Genomic DNA, 12,616 nt, shown 5'->3' on the forward strand with positions numbered 1-12,616 from the left:
TCTGGTCCGCCGTTCCGGCATCTGGTGCGCAAGGCCCCAAAACGCCGAAAAGGCCCCGGGGGAAACCCCGGGGCCAAATCGCCTGAAGCAAGCTCGCTTACTTGAGCTCGACCTTGGCGCCGACCTTCTCGAGGGCAGCCTTGATCTTGTCGGCTTCTTCCTTGGCCACGGCTTCCTTGACGGGCTTCGGAGCAGCTTCGACCAGGTCCTTGGCTTCCTTGAGGCCGAGGCCAGTGATCGCGCGGACTTCCTTGATGACCTCGATCTTCTTGTCGCCAGCAGCAGCCAGAACAACGGTGAACTCGGTCTGAGCTTCAGCAGCCGGAGCGGCCGCAGCAGCCGGGCCAGCCGACACTGCAACAGCAGCAGCAGCCGAAACGCCCCACTTCTCTTCCAGGGCCTTGGCGAGGTCAGCGGCTTCCAGAACCGTCAGGCTCGAGAGGTCTTCAACGATCTTTTCAATCTTGGACATTGTCCGTAATCCTTAGTTTAGGTTCGTACCGGTTTATCGGGTTGCGAACGGCCTTACGCCGCTTCGTCTCGCTTGGCATAGGCTCCGAACACGCGAGCCAGCTTGGCAGCCGGTGCGTTGACGACCTGAGCGACCTTGGTAGCCGGGGCCTGGATAAGGCCGATAAGCTTGGCGCGCAGTTCGTCCAGAGACGGCAGAGACGCAAGCGCCTTGACACCATCCTGGTTCAGAGAGGTCTTGCCCATCGCGCCGCCGAGGATAACGAACTTGTCGTTGGCCTTGGCGAAGTCGACGGCGACCTTCGGAGCAGCCACAGGATCGCTGGAATAAGCGATCAAGGTCGGGCCCTTCATGAGGGGCGCGATGGAGGCCACATCCGTGCCATCGAGAGCGATCTTGGCGAGGCGGTTCTTAGCGACCTTCACGGTCGCACCAGCTGCCTTGGCCTGCTTGCGCAGGTTCTGCATCTGGGCGACGGTCAGGCCGGAATAGTGAGCTACGACGACGACGCCAGAAGCCTTGAAGACTTCCTGGAGAACGCCGATGAACTCCTGCTTTTCCGCTCTTTCCACGTTGCTCTCTCCGGTTGCAGCTTTCCCAAATTCAAAGGAAAGCCGACCGTTGCATTTGCCGCCTTAGGGATACCGGCGAACCGGAACCTTGAAAGGCGACGCTCGATTGCCTGTCCCTCGTTATCGGATATGCGTCAAAATGACACATGCCATCACAACGAGCGAGCCGGATCGAACCAATTCACGAGGCAGCCGCGAGGCGGATACCGAAAACCGGTCTTCCCCGTCTATGCAGGCCAAAAGGAGCGCTTTTCAGGGCCTCTCCCGGCGATTAAGCAGGTTTCCCTGCGCCTGCAGTCTCGGACAGGACATGGCCGTCAAGGCTCGAAAACCCTTCCGACCAGCCTACCGTCCAAATTGCTTTGGACAGCAAAAATCCCGGGCTGTTTACACATCCCAGGGTCATGAACCTTTGATCAGTTCAGTGAGAAGCGCGATATAGTCCCTCTTGGCCGAATTGCCAAGGGGGAATTTGATCGTTACCCCAATTTTTCAAGACGCGATCGAAACACTTTGACTTGCCAATATGGCAGCAGCGTGCTTGCCCCCAGGCTACCAAGGCGACGGGGATGTACAAGTTGGAAATCTCGGGAGCGACGATCAATTGCCTCTTTACGGAAAGCCCGCAGAGCGGTGCTGCGCTGGGGTTGCTGGCACTGAAGACGGGTATCAGCCAGCAATGCTGCTACGCCGGCTGGATGTCAGATCTGGAATATGACCTTTGGCAAATCGCCCCGGAGGCGCCATACAGCCATGGAACAATAACCGCAAGATAGACGCAGCTCCTGCGCCTTCTCACCGAAGAGGCGGATGGTTGGTGTACCTATTCGGATGGTGACGATCCAGTCTTCCTGGATCTTGCGTCATAGCGCGAAAAAGCTGCCTCTAGACCAACTCGAACATAGAAAACCCCGCCGAAGCAGCTTCGGCGGGGTTTTCAAATCGTTCGATGCAAACCGGATCAGGCGCTGAGCACGCTGGCCGGATCGATCTTCACGCCGGGGCCCATCGTCGAGGACAGGGCGACGCGCTGGACATAGGTGCCCTTCGCGCCAGTCGGCTTGGCCTTGACCACGGCGTCGGCGAAAGCCTTGATGTTCTCGGCGAGCTTGTCGGCCGAGAACGAGGCCTTGCCGATAGCGCCATGCACGATGCCGGCCTTCTCGACACGGAACTCGACCGAACCACCCTTCGAAGCCTGCACGGCCGAGGTGACGTCCATGGTCACGGTACCGACCTTCGGGTTCGGCATCATGCCGCGCGGGCCGAGCACCTTACCCAGACGGCCGACCAGCGGCATCATGTCCGGGGTGGCGATGCAGCGATCGAAATCGATCTTGCCGCCATTGACGATCTCGACGAGATCCTCTGCGCCCACCACATCGGCACCGGCAGCGCGGGCTTCGTCAGCCTTGGCGCCGCGGGCGAACACGGCCACGCGCAGCGTCCGGCCCGAACCGTTGGGCAGGTTGCAAACACCGCGGACCATCTGGTCGGCATGGCGGGGATCGACGCCCAGATTCATGGCGATCTCGACGGTTTCGTCGAACTTGGCCTTGGCGCGGTCCTTGATCAGGGCCACAGCCTCATCCAGGCCGTAGAGCTTGATGCGGTCAATGCCTTCCTTGGCCGCGCGAATACGCTTTCCTTGATGTGCCATCATATCACCCGACGATCTCGAGGCCCATCGACTGGGCGGAACCCTTCACCATGGCCATAGCGGCCTCGACCGTATCGCAGTTGAGGTCGGGCAGCTTCTTCTCGGCGATCTCACGGATCTGAGCGATCGTGATCTTGCCAGCCTTGGCGCCCTTGCCGGGGGTCTGTGAACCCGACTTGATGCCGGCAGCTTCCTTGACCCAGTAGGACACCGGGGGAAGCTTCAGTTCGAAGGTGAAGGAACGGTCCTGATAGGCCGTGATGATGACCGGGATCGGCATGCCCTTGGTCATCTGCGCGGTCTTCGCATTGAAGGCCTTGCAGAATTCCATGATGTTCAGGCCACGCTGACCGAGCGCGGGGCCGATGGGCGGCGACGGGTTCGCGGCGCCGGCCGGAACCTGAAGCTTGACGTAGCCCGTAATTTTCTTCGCCATTTGTTGCTCCTATGCGGGTTGCCCCGCGGTTATCAGCCATCAAGAGGATGGCAGGCCATCGAGAGGATGGCAGGTGACCATCGAGATGGCCGGAGTTTCGCGGTTCGGTTTCATCGGGCGGCGATCGGCCCGATGTCTCCTCCCGCGTATGGAATCAGGTCAAACCTTCTCGACCTGCCCATATTCGAGTTCGACCGGTGTGGCCCGGCCGAAAATGGAAACCGCCACCTTGAGGCGGGCACGACCCTCGTCGACTTCCTCGACGATGCCGTTGAAGGAGGCGAACGGGCCGTCCGCGACCTTGACCTGCTCGCCGACCTCGAAGCTGACGGAGGGCTTGGGACGCTCGACGCCATCGGCGACCTGCCCCTTGATGCGCTCCGCCTCACGGTCGGGAATCGGCACGGGCTTGGCCTTGTCGGCACCCAGGAAGCCGGTGACCTTCGGCGTGTTCTTGATGAGGTGATGCACCTCGTCCGTCAGGTCGCACTTCACCAGCACGTAGCCGGGGAAGAACTTGCGTTCGGTGTCGACCTTGCGGCCGCGGCGAACCTCGACGACCTTTTCGGTCGGCACCAGGATCTCTTCGAACAGATCGGAGAGCCCACGCTGGGCGATCTGCTCGCGAATCGACTGCGCGACCTTGTTCTCGAAGTTGGAATAGGCGTGAACGATGTACCAGCGCTTGGCCATTATGGATTTTCCCTAGCGGCCCAGATTCACGATGAAGGAGACGGCACGGATCAACACGGCATCCGTGATGGAGAAGAAGATGGCCATGGCGATGGTGAAGATGACGACCATGAGGGCCGTGATCATGGTTTCCCGGCGGGTGGGCCAGGTGACCTTGTTCGTTTCGTTGCGAACCTGTCGCAAGAACTCCATCGGAGTCGTCTTTGCCATCGTTCTACCGCCTTGACCGAAACAGGATTGTTCCGGCACTCATTTCGAAATCCTACCTTGCAAATGCAAGGCCGGGCCTGAGCGGAGCGTGGATGAAGCGGACATGATCCGGCCAGCCAGGCTCTGCGACGACTGTGAACCTCGCAGGGTCTGCGATCCCGCCCAGCGGGCTTGCAAATCCTGTCCGGCCGTTTTTGCCAACACAAAACCGAGGGTGCGGCCAAGCCCCATCCCCCGGCTTTCATGACAGAGCGAAAAAAGCTAAACGCCTCATCCGCGTAAATTGGCAGGGGCAGCAGGGATCGAACCTGCGACCTACGGTTTTGGAGACCGTCGCTCTACCAGCTGAGCTATACCCCTACGCGTTGCTCGCGCGGCGCCTACATAGCCGCGCAAATGATTTGGCGCAATCCCACAGATGGGGATCGCTGTGTAAATTTTCATCGCCGCCAGGGCAGAAGTGCGACGGACCTGCAGGCGCTCCGCATTTCATGGCAGTTTTCATACCTGGGCTGCCCCGGCCTCGCTTAGACCGGCTCGACGGCCACCGCGGTGCCATAGGCCAGCACCTCGGTGATTCCATCCATGATCTCATTGGCATCGTAGCGCATGGCGATGATGGCATTGGCGCCCAGTTCCTCGGCATGACGCACGAGAAGCTCATAGGCTTCCTGCCGGGCGGTTTCCGCCAGATTGGTATAGACCGACAGCTTGCCGCCGAACACCGACTGGATGGCGCCACCAATATTGCCGATCACGCTGCGCGAACGCACGGTGATACCCCGCACCACGCCGAAATGCTTCACGACGCGGTAACCTGGGAGATCATTGGTAGTGACGACGATCATGACCTGTTCCTCGAATGCGGATAGAGCGTTTTTCAGAAAGGTTGATAGACTTTTCGATTAAGAAAACGCGTCAAAAACACTTTACGCAAAAGCCACCAATACAAACAAAAACGGCGCAGCCAAGGCTGCGCCGTTCCGAACTCAAGCTTTCGCCCGTTCTTATTCGATGATTGCGGCGACGACGCCGGCGCCGACGGTACGACCGCCTTCACGGATGGCGAAGCGCAGCTTCTCTTCCATGGCGATCGGCACGATCAGGTTCACTTCCATGGCGATGTTGTCGCCAGGCATCACCATCTCCGTACCCTCAGGCAGCGTCACCACGCCCGTCACGTCCGTCGTGCGGAAGTAGAACTGCGGACGGTAGTTGCCGAAGAACGGCGTATGACGACCGCCCTCTTCCTTGGTCAGGATGTAGGCTTCGGCCTTGAACTTGGTGTGCGGCTTCACCGAACCGGGCTTGCACAGCACTTGGCCGCGCTCCACGTCCTCACGCTTGGTGCCGCGCAGCAGCGCGCCGATGTTGTCACCAGCCTGGCCCTGGTCCAGAAGCTTGCGGAACATCTCGACGCCCGTCACCGTCGTCTTCTGCGTGGCGCGGATGCCGACGATCTCGACTTCCTCGCCAACCTTGACGATGCCGCGCTCGACACGGCCGGTCACGACCGTGCCACGACCCGAGATCGAGAACACGTCTTCAACCGGCATCAGGAAGGGCTGGTCGATCGGACGCTCGGGCTGCGGGATGTAGTCGTCAACCGTCTGCATCAGCTTCAGCACCGCGTCATGACCAATCGCCGGGTTGACGTTGTCCAGAGCAGCCTTCGCAGAGCCCATCGTGATCGGAATGTCGTCGCCGGGGAACTCGTACTTCGACAAAAGCTCGCGAACTTCCATCTCAACCAGCTCGAGCAGCTCCGGATCGTCGACAAGGTCGACCTTGTTCAGGAACACGACCAGCGCCGGAACGCCGACCTGGCGGGCCAGCAGAATGTGCTCGCGCGTCTGAGGCATCGGGCCGTCCGCTGCCGAAACAACCAGGATCGCGCCGTCCATCTGCGCCGCGCCCGTGATCATGTTCTTCACATAGTCGGCATGCCCGGGGCAGTCGACATGGGCGTAGTGACGGTTCTTCGTCTCATACTCCACATGCGCCGTCGAGATCGTGATGCCACGAGCCTTCTCTTCCGGTGCCTTGTCGATCTGGTCATACGCCGTGAACGTCGCACCGCCCGTCTCGGCAAGCACCTTCGTGATCGCCGCTGTCAGCGACGTCTTGCCATGGTCAACGTGACCAATCGTGCCGATGTTGCAGTGCGGCTTGTTGCGTTCAAATTTCTCTTTGGCCATAGCCCCGTTTCCAGCATTGGAGGATTGGGTATTTCGCCGGTGCGAAATATCGGGCGGCTCGATAGGGGTTTTTGCGGCAACGCGCAAGAAGAGAATGGAGCACGGCGCGTGTGCGGCCCAAAATCCGACCGGAAGGGAGTGGAGCGGGTGAAGGGAATCGAACCCTCGTATTCAGCTTGGAAGGCTGCTGCTCTACCATTGAGCTACACCCGCAACCAAGCACAGTATTCTTTGGACGTTTGGTGGAGGGGGTTGGATTCGAACCAACGTAGGCTGAGCCAACGGATTTACAGTCCGTCCCCTTTAACCACTCGGGCACCCCTCCAAAACGTCCTTCCGCAACGCTGTGACACCGCTGCGAAATCGAAGCGACCAAGTGGCGCGACCGCTTCGTTCAGAGGGCGCCGTTATGGTGAGGGGATCGGTGCCTGTCAACCTAAAAGGCGAAGATTGACGACGAGTTTTTACACTTAATCGCGGACGGGGCTTTTTTTGGCGCGCCGGGCATGTCATGGGCAGTCTCCGGAACGGAGAAAAACATGAAGGACAGGGACCGCAGAGGCCATCGCGGCCACCATCGGGGCTACGCTGGCGAAGCGACGCCGGAAACCGTGGTGATCTATGGCTGGCACCCGGTGCGTGAAGCGCTGCAGAACCCCAACCGCAAGCTCAAGCGGCTGCTCGCCACCGAAAACGCCCTGAAAAGGCTGGCCGACGAGAAGGTCGAGACGAGAATCAAGCCGGAAACCGTCCGTCCCGGCGACATCGACCGTCTGCTCACGCCCGATTCGATTCACCAGGGCCTCTATCTGGAGGCAGCTCCCCTGCCCGCTCCCGCCTTCGGCGAGCTCGGCGCGCAAGATATCGTCCTGGTGCTCGACCAGATCACCGATCCCCATAATGTCGGCGCCATCATCCGCTCGGCCGCCGCCTTCAAGGTGGCTGCGATCATCACGACCGAGCGCCATTCACCAGCCGCCACCGGCGTGCTCGCCAAATCGGCCTCGGGCGGCCTCGAACATGTGCCGGTCGTTTCCGTACGCAATCTCGGCGACACGCTGGATGAAATGGAAGCGAGCGGCGTGACGCGAATCGGTCTCGACTCGGAAGGACCGGCAACATTGGAAGGCACCGTGTTCGCCGGGCCGCTGGCCCTTGTGCTCGGCGCCGAGGGCAAGGGCCTGCGTCAGCGCACCCGTTCGCTCTGCGATGCCTTGGCCCGGCTCGACATGCCCGGCGAGATCAAAAGCCTCAACGTCTCGAATGCCGCCGCCCTCGCACTCTATGTGGCTCGAACGAAGATACCGGCCTGAACGCTATTACTATTTGACCGATCACCGGGAGCCGTAAGGACGAGCGCTGTTCTATTTCGCGGGCTCGAAATCCATACTTTCGAGATTCGGCCGCGGCACCGGCAGGGCTCTTGCCTCCTGAACCGGCTCGGGGCGCGGTTTGGGCGCAGCAGCGAGCGGCAGAGTTTTGGCCGGTTCGAGCTTTTTCGGTGCAGACAGGGCTGCGCTGCGCGGTTTGGGCAGAGCCGGACGCGGCAGGCTTTGCGGCGTCCCGACAAGACGGCGGGGCGGCCGCAGCGGTCGCATCGCCGGGCCACGCTCCTCCGGCAGGACGTCATAGGGGGCGTCGAGATCCGGAGCATAGGCCGGCCCCCTCACCCACGGGCGCGGATAGAAGCTGCGGGTCTCGTAGCCTCCATCATCCTCGCGATAGATGGGCCGCGGGTGATAGGGGCGCATGGGCGCCTCGAACTCGCCGCCCCATCCTCCGTCGTCGTAAAAGGGAGCGTCACGCCAGCCCGCCTGGGCCTGTGTCATCGGCAGAGTGACGAGACAGAACGTAATCGCCAACAAGGAAACAGGACGGATCGTCACGGCGGCATCCTCGAGAACTTCATCCCGGCGATCGTAGCCAACGACTTTGGCGGAATAAGGATTGGTTAACCTTTTTCTTTCGCCACCACCAGGTCTTCCAGCAGCACACGCCTACCCTCGGGCATGGCAAGACCGCGCGGCGCAAAGACATCGCGCTCCAGGAAATATTGGGTGAGGCGCAAGCCATCCGCGATGTCGCCAGCGCCAGGCACGCCTTCCTCTCCGCGCAGAAAGGCTGGCAAGCGCAACAGCCTGTCATGCCAGGGAGTTCCAGCTTCCCGGCAGACCGCCCGCCCACTCTTGGGCGAGACATAGATCAGGTCGTCCCGCCGGCCGGTGACGGCGCAGGCGGCCAGATCGAGGCCGAAGCCGAGGTCCGACAGGATTTCAAGTTCGAATCTTGCGATCAGCGCCGGCGCCAAGGCGGGGTCTCCAAGCACCTCTATGAGGTGGCCGAAGGCCTCGTGGAGCCCTGGATGTGGATCGCGCTCGGGCAGCAGGCGGACCAGGGCCGCCACATGGGTCATGGCGAACAAGGCCAGCCGGGAGGACAGGAACCGAGCAGCATGCAAGGTCAGTCCCTCGACGGCGAAATGACCGAGATGACCTTCGATCCGGGCGCGCCAGGTGAGTTGCACCTCGTTGCCAGGCTGCAGCACAGGCTGCAAAGTCCGCGAGCGCCCTCCCCGCACCATGCCGAGATGACGGCCGTGATCCCGGGTCATAGCCTCCAGGATCACGCTGGATTCGCCGTGGCGGCGCACGCCCAATATGTAACCGCTGTCGATCCATTCCATCGGGTTGGTATTTCGTCAAATCGCAAAACGCATTGGAAGGCGCCTGCCTCAGGGTTTCTCCACCGGGAAGTCCAGGCCCATTTCACGATAGCGCTCGGGGTCGTCAGACCAGTTCTCGCGCACCTTCACGAACAGGAACAGATGCACCGGCACCTCGGCCATGGCCGCGATTTCCTTGCGTGCCGCCATCGAGATCGCCTTGATGGTTTCGCCACCCTTGCCGATGACAATCTTCTTGTGTCCCTCGCGCGTGACATAGATCGTCTGCTCGATGCGGGCGGAACCATCCTTCATCGACGTCCACGCCGTGGTTTCCACCGTCGATTCGTAGGGCAGTTCATCATGCAGTCGCAGGAACAGCTTCTCGCGCGTGATCTCGGCCGCCAGCGAACGCAGGGGCGCATCCGAGATCTGGTCCTCGGGATAGAGCCAGGGTCCGGCTGGCATGATGGAGCCGAGATGACGGGTGAGATCTTCCACGCCGCTGCCGGTCAGCGCCGATAGCATGAAGGTCTGTTCGAAGGGCAGCCGCGCATTGACGGCCTGGGCAAGCTCCAGCAGCTTTTCGCGCTTCACCGCATCGATCTTGTTGAGGATGAGGATGCGCTTCTGCTTGGTTGCCGAAAGCTTTTGCAGGATGGCCTCATTGCCTTCGTCGAGCCCGCGCTGGGCATCGACCAGCAGGCAGACGGCATCGGCATCGGCCGCTCCGCTCCATGCGGTAGTGACCATGGCCCGATCGAGCCGGCGCCTGGGCTGGAAGATGCCAGGCGTGTCGACGAAGATGATCTGTGCTTCGCCTGTGATGGCGATGCCGCGCACGATCGCACGCGTCGTCTGCACCTTATGGGTCACGATCGACAGCTTGGCGCCGACGATGGCGTTCATCAGCGTGGACTTGCCGGCATTGGGTGCGCCGATCAGGGCGACGAAGCCGCATCTTGTTTGCGTAGTCTCGTTCATTTGCTCTTTCTAGGGAAAACTGCGATTTCTTCGCATCGCAATTTTCCCTAACTCTTTGTTTTAACGCATTTTCTCAATCGAACAGTCTATCGACTCTTCCGGAAAATGCTCTTGGATCAATCCGGCTCAAGCAGAATGTCCGAACGCGTCCGCGAGGAACGGGCTCGGACATTCTACCATTGTCGACGTTCTAGCAGACATTCGCGCTCCGAAATACGGCGCGATACGCCCTGGAACAAAGTTCGATTTTACCGAATCGCGCTTTGCTCCAACTCATCGTTTCGACGCGTCTTTGTGGTTTGACCCGTTTCCGACAAACCACAAAACGCTCCGGGCCGCCGCAAGCCGGTTTTGTTCATGTCCCGGGCAGGCCAGTCGGCCATATCCGCCGAAAGTTCAGCTCCGCCGCCCCTCCAGAGAGATGCCTTCGCGTGCCATGAAGGCGGTGGCGGCGGCCTGCTCGGCCAGGCGCTTGGACTTGCCTTCGCCCTCGGCCGAGGCCAGCGTCTCGATATCGACGGCGATTACGAAACGTGGATTGTGATCGGGCCCGGTACGCGAAACCAAGCGATAGGTCGGGGCCTTCAACGCACGGCCCTGCGCCCATTCCTGCAAGGCGGTCTTGGCATCGCTCGGCGGCCTGACCGGAGCGTGAAGCCGCTCGCGCCAGGCGTTCTCGACCACGGCGCGCGCTTTATCATAGCCGGCGTCGACGAAGACGCCGCCGATCAAGGCCTCGCAGACATCGCCAAGCGTGGTGACACGCTTGCGCCCGCCCGAATGGGCCTCGCCAAGGCCGAGCTTGACATGCGGGCCTACCCCCCAGTCGTTTGCGACGGCAGCGCAGGTCTCCTTGCGCACGAGGTCGGAAAGCCGGCGCGACATTGCGCCCTCCTCGTCATCGGGGAAGACGCTGTAAAGCATGTCGGCAACCGCCAGGCCGAGCACACGGTCGCCGAGAAACTCCAGGCGCTGATAACTCTCCAGCCTAGCCGGCCCGTCGAGAAAGCTGATATGCGTCAAGGCTCGCTCCAAGACAGAGCGATCGGCAAAGACATGGCCGAGCGCGGCTTCCAGAGTTTCAAGCGGAGGTTTCTTCTTCGAGCTCATTGTACGATCTTAAACAGGCGCATTTGTCCCTTGGCCGTCGAGAACAGGACCCGCCAGGGTTTGCCCACGAAATTCTCAAGCGGAATATAGCCGACACCGGCGAGATCGCGCGAGTCATCGGAATTGTCGCGATTGTCGCCCATCGTGAAATAATGGCCGGCCGGAACGACATATTCATCGGTATTGTCGTAAAAGCCAATGTCTTCACTAACCTCGATGACTTCATAATTCCGTCCGTTCGACAAGGTCTCCCGATATTTCGGCACCTGTTTGTCGACGCTAAACGCCATCTCCGCTTTGTAGCTGCCGGCCGGCTCGCGCGGCACCCTGCTTCCGTTGATGAACAGACGGCCATCGCGCATCTGGATGCGATCTCCCGGCAGGCCGATCACCCGCTTGATGAAATAGGTGGAGCGATCCTTGGGCAATCGGAATACCGCCATGTCGCCACGAGCGGGGGCCCCGACTAAAGGTCCCTCGCCGAAGGGCAACACCATCACGACGTCACCCACGAGCAGCGTAGGAATGTTGGAACCACTCGGCACCGAGAAATTGCGGCAAGAGGCGAGCAACAGCATAGCGCCACCAGCAAACAGCAATCTGTTGGAGCGGCTCGCATGAGGCCAAATTCGACGCAACACTCCGTCAGACGTGGTCTGATCCGCCATTATCGAATGAGCGAGAACAAACGGCTGCCGCGCACGGTCCACGGCCACTGCCAGAAAGCGAGAGGCGAGGCGTCATCGGCGACGGAGAAGAAGATGATCTGGCCCTTGCCGACGAAATTATCTAGCGGCACGTAGCCGACGGCGGCAAGATCGCGCGAATCATCGGAATTGTCGCGGTTGTCACCCATCATGAAGTAGTTGCCCGGCGGCACGACATATTCATCGGTGTTGTCGTAATAACCGCTGTCGCCCTGGATTTCGATGACCTCGTGCTTCACGCCATTGGGCAGGGTTTCGATATACTTCGGCACCTGCTTGTCGCGCCCGAATTCGTCCTTGACCAGATAGGTGCCCGCCTGTTCGCGCTGAACCATGGTGCCGTTGATGAACAGTCGGCCCTGGCGCACCTGGATCCGATCGCCGGGCAGGCCGATGACGCGCTTGATGAAATCGGTCGAATTGTCCTTGGGCAGCTTGAACACGGCGATGTCGCCGCGCTTCGGCCCCTCGCCCGCCCACAAGCGGCCGGAGGGCAGGAAGCCGGAAATCACCGGCACCGAATAGCGCGACCAGCCATAGCTGTATTTCGAGACCATGACGTAGTCGCCGACCAGAAGCGTCGGGATCAGCGAACCGGACGGAATGTTGAACGGCTGGAACAGGGCCGTGCGGACCACCAGCGCAATGATAAGGGCGTGAATGATGATCTTGATCAGTTCGCCGATACCGCCATCCTTCGACGTCTTCTTGGCGGCGCCGCTGGTGTCGGGCGTCTTGTTCGGTTGGCTGGCCACGCTCATCGGTCTTCCATCTTTGGAGGCGGTCCTTGGCGGGACCGGAGCCTCGGAATATCGCTCCGGTCCAAGATTCCACAAGAACCTTGAAATTACGCAAAGCTTCCGGAGTTGGCCTTGAGGCAAGCTCCGGAAGCTTTGTAACGAAACAACTCTG

16 protein-coding genes and 3 tRNA genes are annotated in these 12,616 nt (G+C 60.8%); 2 read left to right on the top strand and 17 right to left on the bottom strand.

All coding sequences use genetic code 11. The features are described from left to right. Positions 1-97 precede the first annotated feature (97 nt). Both rplL and rplJ read right to left on the bottom strand, forming a co-directional pair. Positions 98-472: a 50S ribosomal protein L7/L12 gene (gene rplL / locus ACN6KF_RS11585; protein WP_434956975.1), complete on the bottom strand. Its 375-nt coding sequence runs from the start codon at positions 470-472 to the stop codon at positions 98-100. Between the two features lie 53 nt (positions 473-525). Then, positions 526-1,044 carry a 50S ribosomal protein L10 gene (rplJ, locus tag ACN6KF_RS11590; RefSeq protein ID WP_434956976.1) on the bottom strand — a complete coding sequence of 173 codons (519 nt, stop codon included), beginning with the start codon at positions 1,042-1,044 and terminating at the stop codon, positions 526-528. 569 nt (positions 1,045-1,613) lie between these two features. Between rplJ and ACN6KF_RS11595 the strand changes: the two genes are divergently transcribed. After that, on the top strand, positions 1,614-1,820 hold the full coding sequence (locus tag ACN6KF_RS11595; protein ID WP_434956977.1) for a hypothetical protein: 207 nt from the start codon (positions 1,614-1,616) through the stop codon (positions 1,818-1,820). A gap of 185 nt (positions 1,821-2,005) precedes the next feature. On the opposite strand, the gene rplA is transcribed toward ACN6KF_RS11595, so the two are convergent. From rplA to ACN6KF_RS11640, 9 genes are all read right to left on the bottom strand, one after another. Further along, positions 2,006-2,704 (bottom strand): 50S ribosomal protein L1, encoded by a 699-nt coding sequence (gene rplA / locus ACN6KF_RS11600; RefSeq protein ID WP_434959656.1) that lies wholly within the window; start codon positions 2,702-2,704, stop codon positions 2,006-2,008. Positions 2,705-2,708: 4 nt separating this feature from the next. Beyond that, entirely contained in the window at positions 2,709-3,140 is a 432-nt protein-coding gene (gene rplK / locus ACN6KF_RS11605) for a 50S ribosomal protein L11 (protein ID WP_105865683.1), read from the bottom strand. Between the two features lie 159 nt (positions 3,141-3,299). Further along, positions 3,300-3,833, bottom strand: a complete 534-nt coding sequence (gene nusG / locus ACN6KF_RS11610; RefSeq protein ID WP_434956978.1) for a transcription termination/antitermination protein NusG — start codon at positions 3,831-3,833, stop codon at positions 3,300-3,302. Positions 3,834-3,845: 12 nt separating this feature from the next. After that, entirely contained in the window at positions 3,846-4,043 is a 198-nt protein-coding gene (secE, locus tag ACN6KF_RS11615; protein ID WP_434956979.1) for a preprotein translocase subunit SecE, read from the bottom strand. A 284-nt stretch (positions 4,044-4,327) separates the two neighbouring features. After that, positions 4,328-4,403, bottom strand: a tRNA-Trp gene (locus ACN6KF_RS11620). Positions 4,404-4,570: 167 nt separating this feature from the next. Next, positions 4,571-4,891 carry a YbjQ family protein gene (locus tag ACN6KF_RS11625; RefSeq protein ID WP_105865681.1) on the bottom strand — a complete coding sequence of 107 codons (321 nt, stop codon included), beginning with the start codon at positions 4,889-4,891 and terminating at the stop codon, positions 4,571-4,573. A 159-nt stretch (positions 4,892-5,050) separates the two neighbouring features. Further along, positions 5,051-6,241: an elongation factor Tu gene (gene tuf / locus ACN6KF_RS11630; RefSeq protein ID WP_434956980.1), complete on the bottom strand. Its 1,191-nt coding sequence runs from the start codon at positions 6,239-6,241 to the stop codon at positions 5,051-5,053. 139 nt (positions 6,242-6,380) lie between these two features. Further along, positions 6,381-6,454 (bottom strand) — tRNA-Gly (locus tag ACN6KF_RS11635). Positions 6,455-6,481: 27 nt separating this feature from the next. Then, positions 6,482-6,566: transfer RNA gene (locus ACN6KF_RS11640), tRNA-Tyr, on the bottom strand. 214 nt (positions 6,567-6,780) lie between these two features. Between ACN6KF_RS11640 and ACN6KF_RS11645 the strand changes: the two genes are divergently transcribed. Next, on the top strand, positions 6,781-7,554 hold the full coding sequence (locus ACN6KF_RS11645; RefSeq protein ID WP_434956981.1) for a TrmH family RNA methyltransferase: 774 nt from the start codon (positions 6,781-6,783) through the stop codon (positions 7,552-7,554). A gap of 51 nt (positions 7,555-7,605) precedes the next feature. On the opposite strand, the gene ACN6KF_RS11650 is transcribed toward ACN6KF_RS11645, so the two are convergent. The 6 genes from ACN6KF_RS11650 to lepB (ACN6KF_RS11675) all read right to left on the bottom strand — a co-directional run bounded on the left by ACN6KF_RS11650 (position 7,606) and on the right by lepB (ACN6KF_RS11675) (position 12,465). After that, positions 7,606-8,127 carry a hypothetical protein gene (locus ACN6KF_RS11650; RefSeq protein ID WP_434956982.1) on the bottom strand — a complete coding sequence of 174 codons (522 nt, stop codon included), beginning with the start codon at positions 8,125-8,127 and terminating at the stop codon, positions 7,606-7,608. A gap of 65 nt (positions 8,128-8,192) precedes the next feature. Then, positions 8,193-8,924 carry a DNA repair protein RecO gene (gene recO, locus ACN6KF_RS11655; protein WP_434956983.1) on the bottom strand — a complete coding sequence of 244 codons (732 nt, stop codon included), beginning with the start codon at positions 8,922-8,924 and terminating at the stop codon, positions 8,193-8,195. 48 nt (positions 8,925-8,972) lie between these two features. Next, a complete protein-coding gene (gene era / locus ACN6KF_RS11660; protein WP_434956984.1) occupies positions 8,973-9,887 on the bottom strand; it encodes a GTPase Era in 915 nt (304 codons plus the stop codon). Between the two features lie 396 nt (positions 9,888-10,283). After that, complete coding sequence (gene rnc / locus ACN6KF_RS11665) at positions 10,284-10,997, bottom strand: ribonuclease III (protein WP_434956985.1); 714 nt, start codon at positions 10,995-10,997, stop codon at positions 10,284-10,286. Beyond that, on the bottom strand, positions 10,994-11,575 hold the full coding sequence (gene lepB / locus ACN6KF_RS11670; protein WP_434956986.1) for a signal peptidase I: 582 nt from the start codon (positions 11,573-11,575) through the stop codon (positions 10,994-10,996). The genes rnc and lepB (ACN6KF_RS11670) overlap by 4 nt, the downstream gene beginning before the upstream one ends. Before the next feature lie 89 nt (positions 11,576-11,664). Continuing rightward, complete coding sequence (gene lepB, locus ACN6KF_RS11675; protein ID WP_434956987.1) at positions 11,665-12,465, bottom strand: signal peptidase I; 801 nt, start codon at positions 12,463-12,465, stop codon at positions 11,665-11,667. Between the last annotated feature and the right edge of the window lie 151 nt (positions 12,466-12,616).

It is taken from the genome of Labrys methylaminiphilus subsp. lupini (assembly GCF_051161885.1).
Lineage (GTDB): Bacteria > Pseudomonadota > Alphaproteobacteria > Rhizobiales > Labraceae > Labrys.

Bases quoted from the DNA above. Each gene is read 5' to 3' on its own strand.
- era (WP_434956984.1), bottom strand. From the start codon at position 9,887: ATGAACGAGACTACGCAAACAAGATGCGGCTTCGTCGCCCTGATCGGC.
- rnc (WP_434956985.1), bottom strand. From the start codon at position 10,997: ATGAGCTCGAAGAAGAAACCTCCGCTTGAAACTCTGGAAGCCGCGCTC.
- rplL (WP_434956975.1), bottom strand. From the start codon at position 472: ATGTCCAAGATTGAAAAGATCGTTGAAGACCTCTCGAGCCTGACGGTT.
- lepB (WP_434956986.1), bottom strand. From the start codon at position 11,575: ATGCTGTTGCTCGCCTCTTGCCGCAATTTCTCGGTGCCGAGTGGTTCC.
- lepB (WP_434956987.1), bottom strand. From the start codon at position 12,465: ATGAGCGTGGCCAGCCAACCGAACAAGACGCCCGACACCAGCGGCGCC.
- tuf (WP_434956980.1), bottom strand. From the start codon at position 6,241: ATGGCCAAAGAGAAATTTGAACGCAACAAGCCGCACTGCAACATCGGC.
- nusG (WP_434956978.1), bottom strand. From the start codon at position 3,833: ATGGCCAAGCGCTGGTACATCGTTCACGCCTATTCCAACTTCGAGAAC.
- ACN6KF_RS11625 (WP_105865681.1), bottom strand. From the start codon at position 4,891: ATGATCGTCGTCACTACCAATGATCTCCCAGGTTACCGCGTCGTGAAG.
- ACN6KF_RS11645 (WP_434956981.1), top strand. From the start codon at position 6,781: ATGAAGGACAGGGACCGCAGAGGCCATCGCGGCCACCATCGGGGCTAC.
- recO (WP_434956983.1), bottom strand. From the start codon at position 8,924: ATGGAATGGATCGACAGCGGTTACATATTGGGCGTGCGCCGCCACGGC.
- ACN6KF_RS11595 (WP_434956977.1), top strand. From the start codon at position 1,614: ATGTACAAGTTGGAAATCTCGGGAGCGACGATCAATTGCCTCTTTACG.
- rplA (WP_434959656.1), bottom strand. From the start codon at position 2,704: ATGGCACATCAAGGAAAGCGTATTCGCGCGGCCAAGGAAGGCATTGAC.
- secE (WP_434956979.1), bottom strand. From the start codon at position 4,043: ATGGCAAAGACGACTCCGATGGAGTTCTTGCGACAGGTTCGCAACGAA.
- rplK (WP_105865683.1), bottom strand. From the start codon at position 3,140: ATGGCGAAGAAAATTACGGGCTACGTCAAGCTTCAGGTTCCGGCCGGC.